Source organism: Micromonospora sp. NPDC003816 (assembly GCF_042874705.1).
Taxonomy (GTDB): domain Bacteria; phylum Actinomycetota; class Actinomycetes; order Mycobacteriales; family Micromonosporaceae; genus Micromonospora.
This window is the reverse complement of sequence record NZ_JBIANP010000001.1, coordinates 1,216,450-1,238,913: the sequence shown is the minus strand read 5'-3', so window position 1 is coordinate 1,238,913 and position 22,464 is coordinate 1,216,450. Positions and strand designations below refer to the sequence as shown.

General features: G+C 72.3%; 23 protein-coding genes and 2 riboswitches. Of the genes, 14 read left to right on the top strand and 9 right to left on the bottom strand.

Going from position 1 to position 22,464, the window contains the following annotated elements; all coding sequences use genetic code 11:
• The first annotated feature begins 50 nt into the window (after nt 1–50).
• From ACFYTT_RS05290 to gcvP, 8 genes are all read left to right on the top strand, one after another.
• Entirely contained in the window at nt 51–752 is a 702-nt protein-coding gene (locus tag ACFYTT_RS05290; protein ID WP_176095855.1) for a MerR family transcriptional regulator, read from the top strand.
• 171 nt (nt 753–923) lie between these two features.
• Nucleotides 924–1,388, top strand: coding sequence for a bifunctional nuclease family protein (locus ACFYTT_RS05285; RefSeq protein WP_013733914.1), 465 nt, complete (start codon nt 924–926; stop codon nt 1,386–1,388).
• Nucleotides 1,389–1,602: 214 nt separating this feature from the next.
• Complete coding sequence (locus ACFYTT_RS05280) at nt 1,603–2,196, top strand: MerR family transcriptional regulator (RefSeq protein WP_387257858.1); 594 nt, start codon at nt 1,603–1,605, stop codon at nt 2,194–2,196.
• Between the two features lie 398 nt (nt 2,197–2,594).
• Nucleotides 2,595–2,993, top strand: coding sequence for a group 1 truncated hemoglobin (locus ACFYTT_RS05275; RefSeq protein WP_131053827.1), 399 nt, complete (start codon nt 2,595–2,597; stop codon nt 2,991–2,993).
• Between the two features lie 3 nt (nt 2,994–2,996).
• A complete protein-coding gene (locus ACFYTT_RS05270; RefSeq protein WP_387257857.1) occupies nt 2,997–4,175 on the top strand; it encodes a globin domain-containing protein in 1,179 nt (392 codons plus the stop codon).
• Nucleotides 4,172–4,882, top strand: a complete 711-nt coding sequence (locus ACFYTT_RS05265) for a DivIVA domain-containing protein (protein WP_387257856.1) — start codon at nt 4,172–4,174, stop codon at nt 4,880–4,882. The genes ACFYTT_RS05270 and ACFYTT_RS05265 overlap by 4 nt, the downstream gene beginning before the upstream one ends.
• 84 nt (nt 4,883–4,966) lie before the next feature.
• Entirely contained in the window at nt 4,967–5,833 is an 867-nt protein-coding gene (locus tag ACFYTT_RS05260; RefSeq protein ID WP_176094158.1) for an NAD-dependent protein deacetylase, read from the top strand.
• Between the two features lie 61 nt (nt 5,834–5,894).
• Nucleotides 5,895–5,993, top strand: a riboswitch (glycine riboswitch).
• 75 nt (nt 5,994–6,068) lie between these two features.
• A complete protein-coding gene (gene gcvP / locus ACFYTT_RS05255; RefSeq protein ID WP_387257855.1) occupies nt 6,069–8,888 on the top strand; it encodes an aminomethyl-transferring glycine dehydrogenase in 2,820 nt (939 codons plus the stop codon).
• Nucleotides 8,889–9,009: 121 nt separating this feature from the next.
• Here gcvP and ACFYTT_RS05250 read toward each other — a convergent pair whose 3' ends face one another.
• Nucleotides 9,010–9,210 (bottom strand): DUF5999 family protein, encoded by a 201-nt coding sequence (locus ACFYTT_RS05250; protein WP_131057861.1) that lies wholly within the window; start codon nt 9,208–9,210, stop codon nt 9,010–9,012.
• A 96-nt stretch (nt 9,211–9,306) separates the two neighbouring features.
• Between ACFYTT_RS05250 and ACFYTT_RS05245 the strand changes: the two genes are divergently transcribed.
• Nucleotides 9,307–10,575 (top strand): chorismate-binding protein, encoded by a 1,269-nt coding sequence (locus tag ACFYTT_RS05245; RefSeq protein ID WP_387257854.1) that lies wholly within the window; start codon nt 9,307–9,309, stop codon nt 10,573–10,575.
• Between the two features lie 10 nt (nt 10,576–10,585).
• Nucleotides 10,586–11,092 (top strand): peptide deformylase, encoded by a 507-nt coding sequence (gene def, locus ACFYTT_RS05240; protein ID WP_131054961.1) that lies wholly within the window; start codon nt 10,586–10,588, stop codon nt 11,090–11,092.
• On the opposite strand, the gene ACFYTT_RS05235 is transcribed toward def, so the two are convergent.
• From ACFYTT_RS05235 to ACFYTT_RS05225, 3 genes are read right to left on the bottom strand one after another with little or no spacing between them, the layout of a single operon-like run.
• A complete protein-coding gene (locus tag ACFYTT_RS05235; RefSeq protein ID WP_176095853.1) occupies nt 11,075–11,659 on the bottom strand; it encodes a GNAT family N-acetyltransferase in 585 nt (194 codons plus the stop codon). The two genes, def and ACFYTT_RS05235, sit on opposite strands and share 18 nt — an antisense overlap.
• 35 nt (nt 11,660–11,694) lie before the next feature.
• A complete protein-coding gene (locus tag ACFYTT_RS05230; protein WP_387257853.1) occupies nt 11,695–12,471 on the bottom strand; it encodes a GNAT family N-acetyltransferase in 777 nt (258 codons plus the stop codon).
• Between the two features lie 33 nt (nt 12,472–12,504).
• On the bottom strand, nt 12,505–13,284 hold the full coding sequence (locus tag ACFYTT_RS05225; RefSeq protein WP_303393493.1) for a TSUP family transporter: 780 nt from the start codon (nt 13,282–13,284) through the stop codon (nt 12,505–12,507).
• 175 nt (nt 13,285–13,459) lie between these two features.
• On the opposite strand from ACFYTT_RS05225, the gene ACFYTT_RS05220 reads away from it, so the two are divergent.
• Complete coding sequence (locus ACFYTT_RS05220; RefSeq protein WP_387257852.1) at nt 13,460–14,239, top strand: endonuclease/exonuclease/phosphatase family protein; 780 nt, start codon at nt 13,460–13,462, stop codon at nt 14,237–14,239.
• Here ACFYTT_RS05220 and ACFYTT_RS05215 read toward each other — a convergent pair.
• Nucleotides 14,162–15,100, bottom strand: coding sequence for a bifunctional 5,10-methylenetetrahydrofolate dehydrogenase/5,10-methenyltetrahydrofolate cyclohydrolase (locus ACFYTT_RS05215; protein WP_387257851.1), 939 nt, complete (start codon nt 15,098–15,100; stop codon nt 14,162–14,164). The genes ACFYTT_RS05220 and ACFYTT_RS05215 overlap by 78 nt on opposite strands.
• Nucleotides 15,101–15,113: 13 nt before the next feature.
• A riboswitch (ZMP/ZTP riboswitch) is annotated at nt 15,114–15,197 on the bottom strand.
• 32 nt (nt 15,198–15,229) lie between these two features.
• Nucleotides 15,230–16,291, bottom strand: a complete 1,062-nt coding sequence (locus tag ACFYTT_RS05210) for an FAD-dependent monooxygenase (protein WP_387257850.1) — start codon at nt 16,289–16,291, stop codon at nt 15,230–15,232.
• Nucleotides 16,292–16,346: 55 nt separating this feature from the next.
• Between ACFYTT_RS05210 and ACFYTT_RS05205 the strand changes: the two genes are divergently transcribed.
• Complete coding sequence (locus ACFYTT_RS05205) at nt 16,347–16,913, top strand: TetR/AcrR family transcriptional regulator (RefSeq protein WP_387257849.1); 567 nt, start codon at nt 16,347–16,349, stop codon at nt 16,911–16,913.
• On the opposite strand, the gene ACFYTT_RS05200 is transcribed toward ACFYTT_RS05205, so the two are convergent.
• Nucleotides 16,901–17,902, bottom strand: coding sequence for a tyrosine-type recombinase/integrase (locus ACFYTT_RS05200; RefSeq protein WP_387257848.1), 1,002 nt, complete (start codon nt 17,900–17,902; stop codon nt 16,901–16,903). The genes ACFYTT_RS05205 and ACFYTT_RS05200 overlap by 13 nt on opposite strands.
• A gap of 482 nt (nt 17,903–18,384) precedes the next feature.
• On the opposite strand from ACFYTT_RS05200, the gene ACFYTT_RS05195 reads away from it, so the two are divergent.
• Nucleotides 18,385–19,029 carry a formylglycine-generating enzyme family protein gene (locus ACFYTT_RS05195; protein WP_387257970.1) on the top strand — a complete coding sequence of 215 codons (645 nt, stop codon included), beginning with the start codon at nt 18,385–18,387 and terminating at the stop codon, nt 19,027–19,029.
• Nucleotides 19,030–19,068: 39 nt separating this feature from the next.
• On the top strand, nt 19,069–19,992 hold the full coding sequence (locus tag ACFYTT_RS05190) for an ADP-ribosylglycohydrolase family protein (protein ID WP_387257847.1): 924 nt from the start codon (nt 19,069–19,071) through the stop codon (nt 19,990–19,992).
• Nucleotides 19,993–20,101: 109 nt separating this feature from the next.
• Here the strand turns inward: ACFYTT_RS05190 and ACFYTT_RS05185 are convergent, their stop codons facing one another.
• Both ACFYTT_RS05185 and ACFYTT_RS05180 read right to left on the bottom strand, forming a co-directional pair.
• On the bottom strand, nt 20,102–20,977 hold the full coding sequence (locus tag ACFYTT_RS05185; RefSeq protein ID WP_387257846.1) for an HpcH/HpaI aldolase/citrate lyase family protein: 876 nt from the start codon (nt 20,975–20,977) through the stop codon (nt 20,102–20,104).
• On the bottom strand, nt 20,974–22,440 hold the full coding sequence (locus tag ACFYTT_RS05180) for a dihydroorotase family protein (protein ID WP_176094149.1): 1,467 nt from the start codon (nt 22,438–22,440) through the stop codon (nt 20,974–20,976). Before ACFYTT_RS05180 ends, ACFYTT_RS05185 begins: the two co-directional genes overlap by 4 nt.
• Nucleotides 22,441–22,464: the final 24 nt, after the last annotated feature.

The window sequence follows — 22,464 nt, the reverse complement described above, 5'->3', positions numbered from 1 at the left end:
ACGAGCCTGCGGCTTCTCCGCCGTCCGGGGTGGGTCGTGCCCAGCCGTTGATGAGTATCGGCGAGGTGCTGGCCCAGTTGCGGGTGGATTTTCCTGACGTGACGATTTCGAAGCTGCGGTTCCTCGAGGCCGAGGGTCTGGTGGAGCCGCAGCGCACGGCGGCTGGTTATCGGAAGTACAGCTGGGACGATGTGTCGCGGTTGCGGTTCGTGTTGACTGCGCAGCGGGATCAGTATCTGCCGTTGCGGGTGATCCGTGAGCAGTTGGCGCAGTGGGATGCCGACGGTGCGGCGCCGGAGCGGTCGCGGCCGGCGTTGGTGGCGGTGGGCCCGGACGGTGAGGTGCCGGGGCGTGGTGCGGCGTCGTCGGTCGAGTCGGGTCAGGTGCGGCTGGATCGTACGCAGTTGGTGGCGCGCAGTGGGCTGGACGAGTCGACGTTGGGCGAGTTGGAGCGGCTCGGGTTGGTGGTGTCGGATCCGCCGGGCTGGTACGACGGCGATGCGTTGATCATCGCGAAGGCGGTGGCCGGTCTGGCGGCGTACGGGTTCCAGCCTCGGCATCTGCGGGGTTACCGGACGGCGGCGGATCGGGAGGTGGGTCTGTTCGCGCAGTTGGTGGCGCCGTTGGCGCGGCAGAGTGATCCGGCGGCGCGGGCGCGGGCGGCGGAGACGGCGCGGGAGTTGGTGGCGTTGTCGCAGCAGTTGCATGCGGCGTTGGTGCGGGTGGGGTTGCGGTCGACGTTGGGTCGGTGAGGTGCGTGTGCGCGCTGATCGGCGGGTTGGTGAGTGGCGTAGGCTTGCGGGGGTAACCCCTTCTGGGCACGGGCGTGGTGCGCGGAGCGCGTGAGATGGCCGTGTCGCGGTCCGTGTACCGTGCAGTGAAGGGCGCGGTGCGGCGTAGGTGACAACGACACGGAGGCGGCGGTGCGCGAGCTGAGCGTGGTCGGGGTTCGGGTGGAGTTGCCCAGTAACCAGCCGATCGTCCTGCTCAGGGAGGTCGAGGGTGACCGCTATCTGCCGATTTGGATCGGCGCGGTCGAGGCGACGGCGATCGCTTACGAGCAGCAGGGTGTCAAGCCGGCCCGGCCGTTGACCCATGATCTTCTGCGGGATGTGTTGGCGGCGTTGAAGGCGCCGTTGCGGGCGGTGGAGATCACCGAGCTGAAGGAGAACGTGTTCTTCGCCGATCTGTTGATCGGTGACGGGGTGCGGGTCTCGGCGCGGCCGAGTGATTCGATCGCGTTGGCGTTGCGGGTCGGTGCGCCGATTCGTTGTGCCGAGCAGGTCCTCAGTGAGGCGGGGATCGTGATTCCCGATGAGCAGGAGGACGAGGTGGAGAAGTTCCGGGAGTTCCTGGAGCAGGTGCGGCCGGAGGACTTCGCCGGTTGATCGGTGGTCCGGGCTGTGGGCCCGGGCCGGTGTGCAGGTGCGGACCACCATCGTGGCGTTACGGTCGGTGATGGTGATGGTCGTCGCTGTCGATGCGCGGCGTGTCGCGGCGGTTTCTCCGTGGTAACCCTGGGCGGTCGCTATAGGGTTGCCGTGTCGAGGGGTACGCGTCCCGGAAGCGACGTGTCACCGCACTGACGGGGAGGTTGTCCGGATGCACGAGCCGCGAGATTCCGATCCGGTTACGGGGTGGGACGAGTCGGGTGGGATGCCTGGTTCGGCGACTGACGGTGACGGTGCGGTGGGGTACCGGGGTGTGACGGCCTGCCATGCGGTGGGGATCAGTTACCGCCAGTTGGACTACTGGGCGCGGACGGCGCTGGTGGTGCCGAGTGTGCGGGACGCTTCGGGTTCGGGTACGCAGCGGTTGTACTCGTTCCGGGACCTGGTGGTGTTGAAGGTCGTGAAGCGGTTGCTGGACGCCGGGGTGTCGTTGCAGAACATCCGTAAGGCGATCGAGGCGTTGCGGTCGCGTGGGGTGGAGGATCTGGCGGGCATCACGCTGATCTCCGACGGGACGACGGTGTACGAGTGTCGTTCCCCGGAGGAGGTGGTCGACCTGTTGCAGGGCGGCCAGGGGGTGTTCGGTATCGCGATCGGTGGCGCGTTCAAGGAGATCCAGGGGTCGTTGTCGCACCTGCCGGCGGAGCCGGTGGGGGGCGTGGTGGAGCCGGAGCCGGAGGTTCCCGCGGGCGGGGATCTGGGTGACGAGTTGGCGGCGCGTCGGGCGCGGCGGCGGGCCGGCTGAGGGTCGTCCGCCCGCCGGTGTGGGCGTAGTTTTCTGCGGACGTTTTTGTCGATCACGCTGTGTCTCGGGTCGGGTCGTGGGTGTAGCGGTGGTGCGGTGCGGCGGGGCCGACACCAGTGCCCGCTGAGCAGCGTGTGCGGTGACGCGTGTACGGCTAGCCCCGATCGCCTTTGGTGATCACGCCGCTACGATGTGTGGTCATCTTCATCTGATCTGTCACGGTGTGTGTCCGCGTGCTGGCGGTGGAGATCCGTGCGGGACAGACGGGCGCGGCGCGGCACGCTATCGTCCGATCCGGTCCGCCTGACACCTCGCCGCGACGGCGGGGGTGCCGGTGGCGGGCGTCGCGCCGATTGCCGCGCGTCTGTGCACTCTCTCCCCTGCGGAAGGACTGACCTGTGACGGTCACCGACGAGACCATCCCCGTGTCGCACTTCGAGCGGATCGGTGGGGCCGCCGCGGTGCGGGCCGCCGTCGAGCTGTTCTACGACCGGGTGTTGGCCGACGCGGAGCTGGCCGGCTACTTCACCGAGGTGGACATGGCGGTCCAGCGTCGCCACATGGCGTTGATGCTGACCGTGGTGCTGGGTGGCCCGAACGAGTACGCGGGCCGGGACCTGGCTACCGCGCACCGGCCGTTGCAGATCCCGGTGGCGCACTACGTGCGGGTGGGTGAGCACCTGACGGCGACGTTGACGCAGTTGGGGGTGCCCGGCGACGTCATCACCGACGTGCAGGCGGTGCTGGCGGCGGTGCAGGACCAGGTGGTGGCCGGCGACGGCCGGGCGGACGCCTGAGCTGTGGACGTCTCTCGTCTGAAGCGGAGTTGGGCGTCGGTCGCCGCGCACGGTGACCAGGTTCCGCTGTACTTCTACTCGACGTTGTTCCTGGCGCATCCCGAGACCCGGCAGATGTTCCCGACGAACATGGCGGGGCAGCGGGACCGGCTGGTGACCGCGCTCGGTCACATCGTGTCCCAGGTGGACCAGGTGGACCGGCTGGTGGGTTTCCTGCAGGACCTCGGTGCCGACCATCGCAAGTTCGCGGTGCGCGCGGAGCACTATCCGGCGGTGGGTGAGGCGTTGCTGGCGACGCTGCGGCACTTCCTCGGTGACCAGTGGACCGAGGAGCTGGCGCAGGACTGGGCGGCGGCGTACGGGTTGGTGGCGCAGGTGATGGTCGAGGCGGCGCAGGCCGCCGAGGCGGTGAATCCACCGTGGTGGGTGGCGGAGATCGTCGGCCATGAGCGGCGGGGTTTCGACGTGGCGGTGCTGACGGTGCGTCCGCAGTACCTTCTGCCGTTCACGGCGGGGCAGTCGATCGGGGTGTCGCATCCGGCGGTGCGGGCGTGGCGGTACTACTCGCCGGCGAACGCGCCCCGTCAGGACGGCACTCTGGAGTTGCACGTGCGGGCGGCGCCGGGTGGCGCGGTGTCGTCGCGGCTGGTGTACGGGTGCGCGGTGGGCGATCAGCTGCACCTGTCGGCGGCGGTGGGGGAGTCGTTGACGTTGCGGTCGTCCGGGTCGGCGGATCTGTTGCTGCTGGCCGCTGGGACCGGGTGGGCGCCGGTGCGGGCGTTGGTGGAGCAGGTGTCCGCGGAGGGGTCGGGTCGGCAGGTCGACCTGTACGTGGGGGCGCGGTCGCGGACCGAGTTCTACGACGGTGACCTGCTGGAGAAGTGGGCGTCGTCGTATCCGTGGTTGCGGGTGACCCAGGTGGCGGGGGTGGACCTGGACCGGCCGGGGGAGTTCGTGCATCCGGTGGATCGGGCGCTGGCCGACGGCGACTGGCGGTCCCGTCACGTGTACGTGTGCGGGTCCGACGACATGGTGACGTACGCGGTGACGGCGTTGACCCGCGCCGGTTTCCATCCCGGGCGGGTGCACCACGAGGGTCCGGCTGCGCAGTGGTACGGCCCCGCGTGGCGTACGGCGATGCAGAGTCCTTCCGTCCCCGACGATTCCGGAGGTGTCCGGTGAGTGATGACCAGTGGCGGGCCGGTTCGGTGGGTACGGCCCCGATCGGCCGGTACGACGGCACCCCGGTGTCCGGTGGGGTGCCGGTGCGGTTGACCGCCGACCGGGTGCGGCGGTGGGAGTTCGGGTCGGCGTCGTTCGCCCGGCGTGGCTACGACCAGTCCGGGGTGGACCGGTTCCGGATGCAGGTGGCCGACGAGTTGGATCGGCTCTCGACGCGGGTGGCGGACCTGCGGGCGGAGAACGAGATGCTCACCGGCCATGTGGAGTTGCACCGGCACGGGGTGTTCCCGACTTCGGGTCCGACGCCGCAGGCCCCGGCGGCCAAGGAGGTGAACCTGCTGTCGGCGGCGCAGCGGGAGGCCGAGCAGATCATCGCGCAGGCGCACGACTACGCGCGGCGGGTCGCCGAGTATGCCCGGACCCAGTACGAGAGTTACGTGCGGGCGGCGGTGGAGGAGGCCCGGCAGCAGGCGGAGCGGGCGGTGCAGGACTACCGGGCGTCGGCGGGGCCCACCTTCGACGACGGGGTGGCCGCGCGGGAGGCGCTGCGGATCTACGGCGAGATGATGATCTCGCACATGCAGGCGGCGGCGCGGCATCTCGACGACGGTCGCGCGCAGTTGGCCCGCACGATGGAGCGCATCGGTGGGCCGGTGGAGGTGAACGCGGCGGCGGACCGGTCGTTGCCGCGTCGCCAGCAACCCTGACGGTGCTGCGGGGCGGCCGGTCGGGCCGGTGCGGGGTTGTCGCGTCCGCCGCTGGCTCGCCGACGGGCCGCCGGTTGGGGCAGCATGGTGCGGGTGGAGGACGTGATCGAGCAGGTGGCGGGTTTGGCCGCTGGCGGTGCGGTGGTGGTGCTCAGCGGCGCCGGCCTGTCCACCGAGTCGGGTATCCCCGACTATCGGGGGCCCAGCGGGGTGGCGCGCCGGCACACCCCCATGACGTACCAGACGTTCACCGGTGACGTGGCGGCCCGTCGCCGCTACTGGGCGCGCAGCCACCTGGGGTGGCGGTGGATCGCGCGGGCGGACCCCAACGACGGGCATCGGGCGGTGGCCCGGTTGCAGCGGGCCGGTGTGGTGACGGGGATCATCACGCAGAACGTGGACGGGCTGCACACGGCCGCCGGCAGCGCCGGGGTGGTGGAGTTGCACGGCCGCCTCGACGAGGTGGTGTGTCTGGGCTGCGGTCGGCGGACGACGCGGGAGGACCTGGACGGGCGGCTGCGGCGGGCCAACCCGGGGTTCGACGCGCACGCCGTCGCGATCAACCCGGACGGTGACGTGGATCTCGACGACGACCAGGTGGCCGGGTTCCGGGTGGTCGACTGCGGGGCGTGCGGCGGGATGCTCAAACCGGACGTGGTGTTCTTCGGCGAGACGGTGCCGGCGCCCCGGGTGGCGCGGTGTTACGCGATGGTGCGGCAGGCGCGGCTGCTGCTGGTGCTGGGGTCGTCGCTGACGGTGATGTCGGGGCGGCGGTTCGTGTCGGCGGCGGCCCGGCAGGACGTGCCGGTGGTGATCGTCAACCAGGGGGCAACGCGCGGTGACGGGTACGCGCGGCTGCGCGTCGACGCCCCGCTGGGCCGTCTGGTGCCGGCGCTGGCCGACCGGCTCTGCCCGGCCGGCGCGGATCCGGTGGTGACCGTCGCCTCCTGAGCAGGGGGCCGGGGCTTCGGTGTGGGCCGCCGGGGACGCTGGTAGCGTTGATCGTGCCGGTAGCACCCGCGTGGGAGAGACCGCCTGGCGGCAGCCGGGGCGGCGCCGAAGGGGCAAATCCTCCCCGGAACCTCTCAGGCAAAAGGACCGCGTGGGTCAGGCACTGTGGAGCGCCCGTGGGTGTGACAGAGGGGGAGGGCCGACCTGTCGACCCCGCCCCGCAGGAGCGCCCCTCATGACCTCAGAGTTCGCCGACCGTCACATCGGTCCCGGCCCGGACGACGAACGCCGGATGTTGGCCACGGTCGGGTACGCCTCGATCGACGAGCTGATGGACGCGGCGATCCCCGAGGTGATCCGCTGGCACGGTCGCCTGGACCTGCCGGAGCCCACCGGTGAGCACGAGACCCTGACCGAGTTGCGGGCCCTCGCCGCCCGCAACACCGTCGCCGTGTCGATGATCGGTCTCGGCTACCACGGCACGTACACCCCGGCGGTGATCCGCCGTAACGTGCTGGAGAACCCGGCCTGGTACACGGCGTACACGCCGTACCAGCCGGAGATCAGCCAGGGCCGGTTGGAGGCGCTGCTGAACTTCCAGACCATGGTGTCGGACCTGACCGGTCTGGCGACCGCGAACGCGTCGATGCTCGACGAGGGTACCGCCGCGGCCGAGGCGATGACGTTGGCGCGGCGGGCGTCGAAGAGCAGCAGCCCGGTGTACGTGGTCGACGCCGACGCCCTGCCGCAGACCATCGCGGTGATCGCCGGTCGGGCCGAGCCGCTCGGCATCGAGGTGCGGGTGCTGGACCTGACCGTGCAGGAGTTGCCGGCGGAGTTCTTCGGCCTGCACCTGCAGTACCCGGGGGCGTCCGGGGCGGTCCACGACCAGGCGCCGCTGGTGGCGGCGGCGCACGAGGTCGGCGCGTTGGTGACGGTGGCGGCGGACCTGCTGGCGTTGACGCTGCTGCGGTCGCCGGGGCAGATCGGCGCGGACATCGCCGCCGGCACCACCCAACGGTTCGGGGTGCCGATGGGTTTCGGGGGGCCGCACGCCGGCTACCTGGCGGTGCGGGCCGGGTTGGAGCGGATGCTGCCCGGCCGGCTGGTCGGGGTGTCCCGCGACACCGCCGGCGACCCGGCGTACCGGTTGGCGTTGCAGACCCGTGAGCAGCACATCCGGCGGGAGAAGGCGACCAGCAACATCTGCACCGCGCAGGTGCTGCTGGCGGTGATGGCCGGCATGTACGCCGTCTACCACGGTCCGGACGGGTTGCGGGCGATCGCGACGCGCACCCACGAGACGGCGGTGCGGCTGGCCGCGGGCCTGCGGGCCGGTGGCGTGGACGTGGCCGACGTGCCGTTCTTCGACACGGTCACGGCGACGGTGCCGGGGCGCGCCGGTCAGGTGGTGGCCGACGCGGCGGCGCGCGGGGTGAACCTGCGGCTGGTCGACGACGACCGGGTGGGGATCTCGTGCGACGAGACCACCACGCGGGAGCACGTGGGGGCGGTGTGGGCGGCGTTCGGCGTCGACGGTGTCGACGGCGCGGTGACGGCGGCGCTACCGGACGCGTTGCGGCGTACCGACGAGGTCCTCACCCACCCGGTGTTCCGGTCGCACCACTCGGAGACGGCGATGCTGCGGTACCTGCGGCGGCTGGCCGACTTCGACTACGCGCTGGACCGGGGCATGATCCCGCTGGGGTCGTGCACGATGAAACTCAACGCCACCACCGAGATGGAGCCGGTGAGCTGGGCGGAGTTCGCCCACATCCACCCGTTCGCCCCGGCGGAGCAGACCGCCGGCTACCGGGAGATGATCGGCCAGTTGGAGGGGTGGCTGGCCGAGGTGACCGGCTACGACGCGGTCAGTGTGCAGCCCAACGCCGGGTCGCAGGGGGAGTTGGCCGGGCTGCTGGCGATCCGCGCGTACCACCGTGACCGGGGTGAGGGGCACCGGGACGTGTGTCTGATCCCGTCGTCGGCGCACGGCACGAACGCCGCGAGCGCGGTGATGGCCGGGATGCGGGTGGTGGTGGTCGGCTGCGACGGCGACGGCAACGTCGACCCGGTCGACCTGGACGCCAAGATCGACCGGCACCGGGACGCCCTGGCGGCGATCATGGTGACGTACCCGTCGACGCACGGCGTGTACGAGACGGGCATCGCGTCGCTGTGCGCGAAGGTGCACGACGCCGGCGGTCAGGTGTACGTCGACGGCGCGAACCTCAACGCGCTGGTCGGGTTCGCCAAGCCGGGCCGGTTCGGGGCCGACGTGTCGCACCTGAACCTGCACAAGACGTTCTGCATCCCGCACGGCGGCGGTGGCCCCGGGGTGGGTCCGGTGGCGGTGCGCGCGCACCTGGCGCCGTTCCTGCCCGGTGACCCCGGTGGCGCGCCGGTGGACGGACGGCCGGCGATCTCGGCGGCCCGGTACGGGTCGGCGGGCATCCTGCCGATCCCGTGGGTGTACCTGCGGATGATGGGCGCCGACGGGCTGGCCCGCGCCACCGGGGTGGCGGTGCTGGCGGCCAACTACGTGGCGGCGCGGCTGCGGGAGCACTTCCCGGTGCTGTACGCGGGCAACAAGGGCCTGGTGGCCCACGAGTGCATCCTGGACCTGCGGCCGTTGACGAAGACGACCGGTGTGAGTGTCGACGACGTGGCCAAACGGTTGATCGACTACGGGTTCCACGCGCCGACGATGTCGTTCCCGGTGGCGGGGACGCTGATGGTGGAGCCGACCGAGAGCGAGGACCTGGCCGAGCTGGACCGGTTCTGCGACGCGATGATCGCCATCCGGGCGGAGATCGACGAGGTGGCGGCGGGACGCTGGCCGGCCGGGGACAACCCCCTGGCGAACGCGCCGCACACGGCGGCGATGGTGGCCGGTGACGAGTGGCCGCACGCGTACCCGAGGTCGGTGGCCGGCTACCCGGGCGGCGTGGACCGGGCGGGGAAGTACTGGCCGCCGGTGCGTCGGGTCGACGGCGGGTACGGCGACCGGAATCTGGTCTGCTCGTGTCCGTCGCCGCAGGCGTACGAGAGCTGACGGCAGCCGCGCCGGGGCGGTCGCTGCCGCCCCGGCGTCGCGTCGACCTGGTCGTGACGGCCCCCCTGGTGGGGACTAGCCTGGGTCGACGCGGGAAGAGTCGTGACGGATCGTGACCAGGTCAGGCGGCGAGGGCGTGTCGGGCGGGGCCGCGGTGCGGTGCGATGCTGCTGCCGTCGGGCAGCAGCTCGCCGGTGTCCTCGAAAACGATGACGCCGTTGCAGAGCAGGCTCCAGCCCTGTTCACGGAAGCAGGCGATGACCTTGGCAGCTTCCCGGTCGGTGGCTTCGGCGGAGGGACAGGTGGGTTGGTGCTGGCACATCGGGTTCTCCGGACTGTGGGGGCACTGTGTCATGGTTCACATGACCAGTGACGCACAGTACCAAGCAAACGCATGGTGCATCGAGCGGAAGTGTGCGTGGTCCGTGGGAAATCCGCTGAACGGATGAGCCACCACCAACCAGACGTCGTGGAAGCGCTCCCACGGACGGTGGTCGATCCGTCACCGTACGACCCCCCGGCCGCGCCCCCACCCTGCCGGGGCCGCCGCGTCGAACGCGCCCGCTGGCAGTGGCACCCCACCGACGGCGGCGACCCCGCCACCGCCGTCGAGGACTTCCTCGCCGCCCACGGCCTGCCCCGACACGACCTGGCCCGCCCCACCCGCCCCCACCACCCCGACGACCCCGTCTGCGGCGCCGCCCTCTACGTCTCCGCCGCCGCCGGCGCCCTGCTCGCCGGCGGCACCCCCGGCGCCGCCAACCCCGCCGACCTGCCCGAGATCGCCGTCGTCGTCTACGGCCACACCGACACCCCCACCACCCCCACCACCAGCGGGACGTGGTGGCGCGGCCCGTGGACCGAGAGCTGGACCCCCGAGGAACACGCCGACGCCGTCCGCGCCGTCCGCACCGCCATCGGCCACGGCGACGTCTACCAGGTCAACGTCGTCGGCCACGCCGCCGCCCCCTACCGCGGCGACCCCCGGCCCGCCCTGGCCCGCCTCGGCCGCCTCCCCGGCGCCCGCTACGGCGGCGTCCTCACCGGCGACGGCTGGGCCATCGGCTGCGCCAGCCCCGAAACCCTCGTCGAGGTCCGCGCCGGCACCCTGACCACCCGCCCCATCAAAGGCACCCGCCCCGCCACCGCCGCCGGCCGCGCCGACCTGCTCACCTCCGCCAAGGAACGCGCCGAACACATCATGATCGTCGACCTGGAACGCAACGACCTGGCCCGCGTCGCCCGCACCGGCACCGTCCGCGTCGACGACCTGTTCGCCGTACGCCGCTGGTGCGACCTGTGGCAGGCCGAATCCACCGTCCGCGCCGACGTCGCCGACGGACTCGGCCTGGCCGACCTGCTCCGCGCCGTCTGCCCCGGCGGCTCCGTCACCGGCGCCCCCAAACTCGCCGCCCTGCACCACATCGCCGCCCTCGAACCCGTCGGCCGCGGCGCCGGCATGGGCGCCCTCGGCTGGATCGGCCCCGACCACCTCGACCTCGGCCTGACCATCCGCACCGCCGCCACCGACCGCCACGCCCTGCACGTCTGGGCCGGCGGCGGCATCACCTGGGACAGCGACCCGCACGCCGAAGTCGCCGAAGCCGCCGCCAAGACCGCCCCGGTCCGCGCCACCCTCGACCCGCCCCGACCCGACCGCCCCACCACCGGCACCACCGACCGATAACCTTGCCGACATGACCATGCGGGACATCCGAATCATCGGCGACCCGGTGCTACGCACCCCCAGCGAACCCGTCACCAGCTTCGACGCCGACCTACGCGCCCTGGTCACCGACCTGATGGACACCCTGCTCGGCGCACCCGGCCGCGCCGGCGTCGCCGCACCCCAGATCGGCGTCAACGCCCAGGTGTTCGTCTACGACGCCGACGGCCACCGCGGCCACATGATCAACCCCACCCTCGAACTCTCCGACGACCTACAGGACGACGACGAGGGCTGCCTGTCCATCCCCGGCCTGTACTTCCCGACCCCCCGCGCCCTGCACGCCACCGCACACGGCTACGACCAGCACGGCGAACCCCTCACCATCGCCGGCAGCGGATTCCTCGCCCGCGCCCTGCAACACGAGACCGACCACCTCGCCGGCCGCCTCTACGTCGACACCCTGCGCGGCGACGTCCGCCGCCGCGCCCTCCGGGAGATCCGCGCCGGCCGCTTCGACTCACCCCGCCGCGCCTGACCCACCCGCCACCCACTCGTCCCGGGTGATCGCATACTCCACCTCACCGGCCTGCGCACCCGGCAACGGATCCGGCCACGGCAGGTGCAACGTCCGCACGTGACGCATCCCCACCGCCGCCATCGTCGCCCGCGACCCCACGTTGACCGCCATCGTCTCGGCGAAGATCCGCGACAACCCCAGGTCGGCGAAACCGTACCGAATCAACTCCCGGGCCCCCTCCGACGCCAGACCCCGACGCCAGAACCGCCGCGCCAACCGATACCCCAACTCGGCCTGACCCGTCACCGGCCCCTGATCGGCCCGCGACGGCGGCTCCAACAGCCACCACCCGACGAACTCACCGTCCACCGACCCCGCCCAGAACCCCAACCCCGGCGACCGCCGCGCCACCGCCAACCGCTCCCGGTGCCACCGCGCCACCTCCGCCGCCGACCGCACCGGCCCCAGGAACCGCATCACCTCCGCGTCGGCGTCCAACGCCACCTCATCAGGCAGATGCACATCCGCCAACGGCGCCAACACCAACCGCGCGGTACGCAGAATCACCTGAGACACGCGCGTCATCATCCCGGCCACCGGGCCACCACCGCCACCGACAATCAGCGGGCACCGGCGCGCAGCCGGAACTCGCCGTACTCGGCCACCCGGGTGAACCCCAACCGCCCGTACAACCGCACCGCCGCCCCGTTGTCGGCCTTCACGTTCAACGTCACATGGTCCACGTCGGCCCGTAACACCTCGCACAGCCGCGTCACCACCGCCGCCGCCAACCCCCGACCCCGCCACCCCGGCCGCGTCGTCACGTTCCCGATCGCCGCGACCCGATACGTGGGGGAGAAGACATGCACCCCCGCCACCGCCACCAACAGCTCACCGTCACTGACCCCCACGTACCGGCCGGTGTCCACCATCCGCGCGTCGAACCAGTTCCCCGGATACGCGACCGCGTACAACTCCCGCAGCCGAGGCAGATCCGCCCGCCCCAACACCACCCCCGCCGGCGACACCCCCACCGCGCGGGAAGGATCCGTCCACGCCATCTTCAGATGCGTCCCCGACGACGTCACCTCGAACGCCCCCGCCAACGCCACCTCCACACCGGGGGACAGGTGCGCCTCCAACCGGGCCGGCAACACCGGCACCACCTCACCCAGCAACGCCGACACCGCCGCCACCCCGCCCGGCCGCGTCAACGCCACCACCGTCGGCGACACCGCACCGTGATACAGCAACACCACCGCGTCCCCACGCCGAAACCACGACGTGTACGGCCAGAAGAAATCGTCCAGATCACCCAACTCGTACGCGTGCAGCCGAGGATCCCGCCCCAACAGACCCGCCAGGACGGCCCGGTCGTGTTCCGCGCGCACCGACACCCGCCGATGATCACACGCGCCGCGTCGCGCCGCTCACCCCGCCCGCCACTGGTCGTAGCCCAACTTCGCCACCAACGCCACCACCACCAGCAACAACACCCCCCGCACGAACCCCGCACCCCGCCGCAACGCCATCCGCGCACCCACCATCGCGCCCACGACGTTGCACACCGCCATCGCCGCACCCAACAGCCACCACACATGCCCCGTCACCGCGAACACCGCCAACGCCCCCGCGTTCGTCCCCGCGTTCACCACCTTCGCCATCGCCGACCCGTGCAGAAAATCCGCCCCCACCAGGGCCGTGAACGCCACCACCAGGAACGTGCCCGTACCCGGCCCGATCAACCCGTCGTACAACGCGATACCCACCCCCGCCACCAGCACCGCCACCACGACCCGCACCCGGGTACGCCGACCCGGCGACGCCGACACCCCCAACCTCGGCCGCGCCACCACGAACACCGCCACCGCCACCAACACCACCAACACCACCGGCCGGTACGCCGACGGCGGCACCGCCCCCGCCAACGCCGCACCCACCCCCGCGCACAACACCGCCAGAACCGCCGCCGGCCCCACCACCGCCCAGTCGACACGAGTACGCCGCGCATACGTCACCGCCGCCGCCGACGTCCCCGCGATCGCCGCCAACTTGTTCGTGCCCAACGCCGTCGCCGGCGGCATCCCCGGCGCCGCCACCAACAACGCCGGCAACAACAACAACCCGCCGCCACCCACCACCGCGTCCACCCAACCGGCCAACACGGCAGCGGTCAGCAACAGCGCGACAGTCGACGGATCCAGATCCACGGCGGCATTCTTCCCACCCCGAGACGACCGACGCCGCCACCTGTGGCCAGCCTCACCGGCCCCGACGCCGCCGCAACCACACCCCGACCGCACCCACCGCCACGAACACCAGCACCGAACAGAACAACACCCGCAGCATCGGGCAACTGTGCCACGGCGTCGATAAGGTGACACGGTGCGCCTGGCCACGTTCAACCTGCTGCACGGCCGGTCCCTGACCGACGGCCTCGTCGACCCCGCCCGCCTCGCCGCCGCCGTCACCGCCCTCGACGCCGACGTCCTCGCCCTCCAGGAAGTCGACCGCGACCAGTCCCGCAGCGGCAACCACGACCTCACCGCCATCGCCGCCCAGGCCCTCGGCGCCACCGAACACCGCTTCGCCGCCGCCGTCGTCGGCACCCCCGGCGAAGCGTTCCGCCCCCTCACCCACGACGACGACGGCCACGGCGAACCCTGCTACGGCGTCGGCCTGATCTCCCGCCACCCCGTCAGCAGCTGGCACGTCACCCGCCTACGCCCGGCACCCGTACGGTCCCCGGTCTACGCACCCGGCCCCCGCGGCGGCCTCATCCTGCTGCACGACGAACCCCGCGTCGTCCTCGCCGCCGTCCTGGACACCCCGCACGGGCCCCTCACCGTCGCCGCCACCCACCTGTCCTTCGTGCCCGGCTGGAACATCCGCCAACTCCGCCAGGCCGTCCGCGTCCTCCGCGCCCTGCCCGCACCCCGCATCCTGCTCGGCGACCTCAACCTGCCCACCTGGGCCACCCGCCTGGTGTCCCGCTGGCACCCCCTGGGCCGCCGCCCCACCTACCCCGCCGGGCAACCCCGCGTCCAACTCGACCACATCCTCGCCGACCGACAGGACCTGCACCGCCTACCACCGGTCACCGCCGTGCAGACCCCGCTGGCCACCATCTCCGACCACCGACCCCTCCTGGTCGACCTCGGCTGACCTCGCCGCCGCCCGCACCGCGTTACGGAACAGCATCGCCACCGTCACCGGACCCACCCCACCGACCCGCGGCGTGATCGCCCCCGCCACCCGCCCACACGACGGATCCACATCCGGCAACAACCGGCGCCCCGCATACCGCACCCCACCACCCACCACCACCGCACCCGGCCGCACATGATCCGGCCGCACGATCCCGGGCACCCCCGCCGCCGCCACCAGGATCTCCGCCCGCCGCGTATACCGAGGCCAGTCCGGCACCCCCGTGTGCACCACCGTCACCGCCGCGTTCGCCGTCGGCCGCTTCTGCGCCAACAACAGCGCCAACGGACGCCCCAACGTCGCCCCGCGCCCCAACACCACCACCTCCCGACCCGCCACCGGCACCCCGTGGAACGCCAACAACGCCTCCACACCCGCCGGCGTACACGGCACCGGCCCCGGCAGCCCGAGCGCCAACCGCCCCACGTTCACCGGATGCATCCCGTCCACGTCCTTCTCCGGGTCCAGCACCTGCAACGCCCGGTCGTAGTCCAACCCACCCGGCACCGGATGCTGCACCACCACCCCGTGCACACCCCGGTCCGCGTTCAGATCCGCCACCACCGCGTGCAGATCCGCCTGCGACGCCGACCCCGGCAACCGCACGTGCGGCGACGCGAAGCCCAACTCCGCCGCCTGCCGCTGCTTGATCCGGATGTAACCGGCGCTCGCCTCGTCGTCACCCACCAGCACCGTCGCCAACGCCGGAGTCACCCCCGCCGCCCGCAACGCCGCCACACCCTCGGCCACCTCGACCAGAACCTGCTCCGCCACCGGCCCACCAGGCAACAACCGGGCCGTCGTCGACGTCGTGGACATGGCTCACCTCGATCGTGGAGGCCCAGGCGGACGACCCCCACGACGAGCTCCCCGATGGTCCTATCCATCCCCGGTGCCGCCAGTCGCGTCACCCGTAGCCTTCCACACCCGACGCCGCGACCACCACCGTCAGCCCGGGGGACCGAACGCCAACGCCCACCGCAACGCCACGTCCCGCACCCCGGTGAACCGCCGCACCTGCGCCAACCGTCCCGCCCGCACCGCCATCGCCGCCATCCGCTGCGTCGGCACCCGCCGCACCCCGTCGTAGCGGGCCAACGCCGCCGACACGTCCGACTCCACCGCCAACGCCTCCGACAACGCCACCGCGTCGATCAACGCCTGACAGGCACCCTGCCCCAGATCCGGCGTCATCGCGTGCGCCGCGTCGCCCAGCAACACCCACCGCCCCCGCACGTACGTCGGCACCGGCGACAGATAGTGCACGTCGTGATGCAACATCCCGGCCACGTCGACGCGATCCAGCACCGCCGGCACCGGGTCGTGCCAGTCACCGAACCACCCCCGCAACGCCGCCAGATCACCCTCCGGCGGCCGGAAACCCTCCGGCGCCGCCACCGCCGCGTACCAGTTCGCCACCCCGGGACCCTGCGGCGTCACCCCGAACTTGCGCCCCGGACCCCACGTCTCCCCACCGGAGGCCACCTCCAACGGCACCGTGCCACGCCACGCCGTCACCCCCGAGTACCGCAGCGGGAACCGATCACCGAACATCGCCACCCGGGTCGCGCTGCGGATCCCGTCCGCGCCCACCACCACGTCGTACCCGTCACCCAGCTTCGCCGGACCCGCCACCGGCGCCCCGAAACGCACCGTGCCCGCCGGCAACGCCTCCGCCAACAGACCCAGCAACGCCGGCCGGGACAGCAGCAGCACCCCCTCACCGTGCCGCCGACGGATCCGCCCCACGTCCAACCGGGCGATCACCGTCCCGTCCGGGCGACGCATCGCCCCGTCCGGCTGCTCCCGACCCCGTTCCCGCGCGAGCGCACCCACACCGAGCCGATCCAACGCCCGCAACGCCGACGGCCAGATCCCCAACCCGGTACCCGCCCCGGGCAGCCCCGCCGCCCGCTCGAACACCGACACCGTCCACCCGGCGCGCAGCAGTCCCACCGCCACCGCCAGCCCACCCACGCCGCCTCCGATGACAGCCGCTGATCCTCGCATCACCCGACCGTACTACAGATGTAGTCGCAGCCACTACTGCTGTAGTCTCACCTCCGTGGACGCCCGCCAACAACGCCTCCTCGACGCCGCCATCGCCGTCCTCGGCACCCGCGGCCCCCGCCATCTCACCCACCGCGCCGTCGACGACCAGGCCGAACTCCCCACCGGCTCCACCTCCAACCGCTACCGCACCCGCGAAGCCCTCATCGCCGGCGTCCTCACCCGCATCCTCGACCTCGAAACCACCGGCTGGAACCACCTCGCCGGCACCCTCGACCACATCGACCCCGACACCTTCACCACCGCCCTCGGCGCCCTCGCCCACGACCTCACCACCACCCACCGCGCCCTCACCCTCGCCCGCCTCGCGATCTTCGCCGAAGCCGCCCACCACCCCGCCCTGCAACACCAGATCGCCCGACGCCAACACGACCTCGCCGCCTGGGCCACACCCCTGCTCGCCGCACTCGGCGCACGCCACCCCACCACCGCCCTACGGCTCCTGCTCGCCCTCCTCGACGGCCTCCTCAACAACCAACTCGCCAACCCCGACCCCGACTTCGACCCCACCGCCGCCATCGCCGCCGTCCTCCCGGCAGTCCTCGACGCTCACCCCGCCTGAGACCGCACCAACCCCACCAACGCCCGGTACGTGCGATTCACCCGCGCCGCCTCCCGCTGCTGCCCCGACGTCACCTCGATGTACGTCTGCGACGACGCCAACGACGCATGCCCCAACAACCGCATGATCTCCGCCGCACCCGCCCCGTCCTCGGCCAACCGCGTCGCGAACGTGTGCCGCAACGCGTGTAACCGCGCCCCACGCGGCACCCGGTCACCGATCCCCGCACGCCGGTAACAGGACTCCACCAGATACTGCAGACCACCCCGCCGCAACGCCTCACCCTCCCGATCCACCAGCAGCGGCGACCCCGGCCGCACCGACCGCGCACCGAACCGCCGCACCCGACTGTCCAGATAGTCCGCCAGCAGCGCGTCCAGATCCGGCTCCACCGGCAACACCCGAGGCCGCCCACCCTTACCGGCCACCTCCAGCCGGCGCTCACCCGGCCGACCCGCCAGCGAACCGACCCGCAGCGCCAGCAGCTCCGACAACCGCAGCCCGGCACACAACGCCAGCGCCAACACCGCCACGTCCCGCTCCGGCCACGGATCGCGCTGCCGACCTCGCGCCTGCGCCGCCGCCGCGAGCAGCCGCTCGGGAGTGTCCTCACCCCGCAGCGGCTTCGGCACCGGCAGCGGCGCCCGGGGCCGACCCACGGCCGGCATCGGATTGCCGGCCACCACCTGCTCGGCCACCAGGAACGAGAAGAAGCCGTTCCAGGTCGACCAGGCACGACCGACCGAGGCGGCGGCCCGGTCGGCGGCGAAGCGGGCGAACGCTGCCCGCATCAGCCTGGGGGAGAGCGCCTCGATCGACAGGGCGTCGAGGGGGAGGGGAGGGGTGGCCAGCTCCGCCGCGAGCGCGGCCACCGCGACCAGATCCCGCCGGTACGCCGCCTGTGTGTGCGGGGAGGGCTTGCGCGTCGCCCGCGACGTCAGGAACTCCTCGATCAGCACCTGGACCGCTTCATCCCTTTTGTCATGCATAAGGGATATTATGCATGATTTTCGGGTTCATGGTCGACCCAGGGGAGCGGGGCGGTTTCCGGCGCGAGCCGTGCCGGGCGTCGGAAAGGCGCCACGGGGCTGGTTCCTCGGCTGCGCCTGGATTGAGGGGTTCCCAGGCGGCGGCGACGTGGCGCGCGCGATAGGGGTGGGGCCGCCCGGACGTGCCGGTCGGTGCCGGCTGCGAGCGACCGGCACCGACCGGTCGGCGTGCACCGCCGGCTGAATGATCGTCGACGAACCGCACCGCGCCGGGATGCAAGGAAGGGTCCCTTGCTAACGCCTGGTGTATAGCAGGGGACCCTTCCTTACATCCCGGGCTGTGGTGGTGCCCCCTCTCGGGGAGCGCGTCGAAACGTCAGCTTTACATAATGTCGATTATCGAACCTGGGCTGACCGGCCGGAAGGACCCGATGGTGGGCCTGGATCGGTAGCATCTGCTCCTCGTGGACTCCGACAGCGTGATGGTGAACGTTCCGGCGGGACGTGTGGTGCTGACGGACCGGCGTACGCAGCGCAGCTGGCCGGTCGACGTCGGGCCGTACCGCCTCGCCGCGTATCCGGTGACCCGGGCCCGGTACGCCGCGGTCGTCGGTGTCCCCTGTGCGGCCGACGAGCGCCGTCGTCCGATGGAGACGGTATCCTGGTGGGACACGGTGCGGTTCTGCAACGCCCTGTCCGAGGCCGACGGGCTGCGGCCGGCGTACCGGGTCGACGGTGAGGACGTCGAGTGGGACACCGGGGCCGACGGGTACCGGCTGCCCACCGAGGCCGAGTGGGAGCATGCCTGCCGGGCCGGCACCGCTGGTCCTCGCTACGGGCCGTTGGACGAGATCGCCTGGTATCGCGGCAACTCCGGTGAACGGCTGCGCGACGTGGGCGGTAGGCGGCCCAACGCCTGGGGTCTGTTCGACATGTTGGGCAACGTCTGGGACTGGTGCTGGGACGTGTACGACCCCGAGGTGTACGGCACCTACCGGGTGTTGCGGGGCGGCGGCTGGTTCGACGAGAAGTGGAGTTGCCGGGCGTCGGTGCGGCGGCGCAGTCACCCCAGCTACGCGATCGACGACGTGGGATTCCGCCTCGCCCGCTCCGGTCACGCTCAGTAGTCGACCACTCCCCTCGTTCGGTGCGCCTAGGCTGCGGGTGTGTCGAGTGTCGTGGATGGGGTGGCGGGGGCGCTGACGGCGTACGCCTGTGGGGACGCGTTGGGGGTGCCATACGAGGGGCGTCCGCCGACGCGGGACGGTGACGAGGTGATCGAGACGCCTCGGGCCAGTGACCGGTGGGCGGCCGGGGCGACCTCGGACGACACCGCGTTGACGCTGCTCGTGGCGCGGTGTCTGGTGGACGGTGGCGGTGCCGTGGACGCGGTGACGTTCCTGTCGCGGATGGCGGCGCAGGATCCGCCGGTGCCGGGTGCGGGGCCGTCGACGCGGGCGGCGCTGGCGGCGTTCCGGGCGACCGGGGCGGTGCCCGCCGATCGGGAGGGTGGCACGAACGGCGCGCCGATGCGGGCGTTGCCGGTCGGGTGGTCGGTGCCGCCGGAGCGGGTGGATCTGCTGGTGGCGCGGACGGTGGAGGTGACGCGGGCGACGCATCGGGCGCCGGAGGCGTTGGCGTCGGCGGTGGTGATGGCCGGGTGTGCGTCGTGGTCGGTGGCGGGTGCGCCGATGGCGGTGGTGGTGGCGCGGGCGGTGGAGTGGGTGGAGGTGGCGCGGCCGGTGTGTGGGGACGCGCCACGGTTGGCCTGGTTGGTGGGTGCGGTGGCGGCGGGTGGGTGGTCTCCCCCGCCGTCGGGGGTCGGGCTGGACGCGGCGGAGACGGTCGCGGCGGTGCTGCACTGTGTGCGGGGCGCGGATTCGGTGCGGGGTGGGTTGGTGGCGGCGGTGCGCGGTGGTGGGGACACGGACACGGTGGCGGCGTTGGTGGGTGGTCTGTTGGGTGCGGGGTCGTCGGCGGAGGCGGTGCGGGCGGAGTTGCCGTGGAGTGGGTCGGTGGTCGGGCTGGACGCGGCGGAGGTGCGGCGGTTGGCGGCGGGTCTGGTGGCGTTACGGGAGTCGGCGCGGTGAGGTGGGCGGGTCGGGTTCGGTGGGCTGGTCGAGGCGCGGGTGCCCATGGGGTTGTTGATGGCAGGGTTCGGCCCCGGGGTGTCACGCACCCCGGGGCCGGTGGCGCAGGTTATCCGCCTGCGGTGGCGCGGTCGAGGATCTCGTGGGCGCTGCGCGCCACGGCCGCGTCGATGAGCCGGCCGTCGGCGGTGACGGTCACGCCGGAGCCGTCGCGTTCGGCGGCGGTCAGCCGGTCGACGATGTCGCGGGCGGCGGCCACCTCCTCGTCGGTCGGTGTGAAGACCTGGTTGACCACCGGCACCTGTGCGGGGTGGATGGCGGTGCGGCCCCGGAAACCCTGCCGCAGCAGCAGCCGGCTGGTCTGTTCGAGGCGGTCCGGGTCGCGCAGGGCGGTCTCGGTGGGGCCGACGGGCGGGGCGAGGCCGGCGGCGGCGCCGGCGAGCACCAGACGGGACCGCATCGGCCACAGCTCGGCCTTGTCCGGTCCGGGTTGCAGGCGCAGTTCGGCGGCGAGGTCGGCCTCGCCGAGACCGAGCCGGACCACCCGGCGGGCGGCGGCCACCGCGTCGGCCCGCCACACTCCCCCGGCGGTTTCCAGCAGGGCGAAGACGACCAGCGAACCGGCTGGCAGGCGGTGGGCGTGTTCGGCGTCGCCGAGCAGCGCGTCCACCTCGGTCAGCAGGTCGACGTCGGCCTTGGGCACCACGATGCCGGTCAGGTGTACCCCGGCCACCGCGCCGATGTCGGCGGCGGGGGTGTCGGCGTTGACGCGTACCCACCATTGGGGGCCGGCGGGTGCGTCGGCGAGGAATGTCGCGACGGTGTCCCGGGCGGTGCTCTTGTGGGCGGGTGCGACCGCGTCCTCCAGGTCGAGGATGCAGGCGTCGGCGCCGCGTGTCGCGGCCCGGGTCAGCTTGTCGGGCTGGTCCCCCGGCACGTACAGGTAGCTGCGGGCGATCGCGGGGGACGTGCCGACGGCGGTCACGGGCGGGTCGGGCGGGACAGGTAGCGGCCGCGTGGCTGCCCGACCACGGTGCCGTCGCGCAGGATCTGCTCGCCGCGCAGGAAGGTGTCGGTGACGCGGGCGGTCAGTTCCATGCCCTCGAACGGGGTGTAGTCCTGCGCGGACAGTGACTCGTCGGCGCGGACGGTCCAGGTGTGTTCGGCGTCGACCAGGCAGAAGTCGGCGTCCAGGCCCTCGGCGATGGCGCCCTTGGTGGCCAGGCCGAAGCGGCGGGCCGGCGCCCACGAGGTCAGCTCGGCGACGCGGGCGTAGGACAGGCCGCGTTTGGTGCCTTCGCTGATCAGGCCGGGCAGCAGGTATTCGGCGCCGCCGAAGCCGGATTTGGCGACGAAGATGTCGTCGTCGGGTTCGCCGAACTTGACCTCGGCGCGGCAGCAGGCGTGGTCGCTGACGACCCAGTCGAGTTGGCCGTCGAGCAGGTGTGCCCAGAGCGCCTCGACGTCCTCGCGGGGACGCAGCGGCGGGTTGACTTTGCCGCCGAGGCCGTAGGCGGTGTCGATGTCGGCCAGCAGGTGACCGATGGTGACCTCGCGGCGGAAGTCGACGTGCGGGAACGCCTGGGCCATGCGGATCGCCGCGTCGACGGCCTTGGCCGAGGAGAGGTGCAGCAGGTTGATGGTGGGTAGGCCGGTCTCGTGGGCGAGGTAGGCGGCGATGCTGACCGCCAGGCCCTCGGAGTGCGGTGGGCGGGAGGCGCTGTACGCGGCGAGGCCGGTCAGGGTGCCGTCCTGCTCGACCATCCGGGTGTACGCGGACATGATCTCGGCGGTCTCGCAGTGCAGGGACAGGGAGATCTCGTCGGCCAGTTCGGGGAACTGTTCGCGGGCGGCCTGCACGCCGCGCATGACGAACTCGAAGTGCGCGTAGTCGTAGCGGGCGTCGGGCGGGATCATCAGGAACGAGCTCTGGTCGGCGGAGCGTCCGTGCAGGCCGTGACCGCCGTAGAACATGAAGATCTTGAACGAGGTGACGCCGTGGTCGCGAACCAGGTCGGGGATCTCGTCGATGTGTTCGGCGGTCATCGGCGCCACGTGGAAGGCGTAGTCGACGAAGGAGCGGTCGTCGGTGGCGGCGCGGACCTCGGGGAAGAACTCGCCGTACGGTCCGCCCCGGTTGAGGTAGTACTGGCCGGTGCGGATGTAGTTGATGGCGGAGGTGACGCCGCCCTGCGCGCAGGCGCGGCTCTCGGTGGCGGTGTCCTGCGCCAGCGGGTGGTAGATGCCCCAGTGCTGGTGGGCGTCGACGACGCCGGGGAAGGCGAGCTTGCCGCCGCCGTCGACGACCGTGGTCGCCTCGGTGGTGTCGATGTGCGGGGCGAGGTGGGCCACCCGGCCGTCGCGTACGCCGATGTCCAGCGCCGTCGGCTCCGCCTGGTCGTGTCGTACCACGCGGACGTTGCGCACTACGAGATCGAAGGGTTGCATGATGTGCTCCTGATGGTCGGCGGG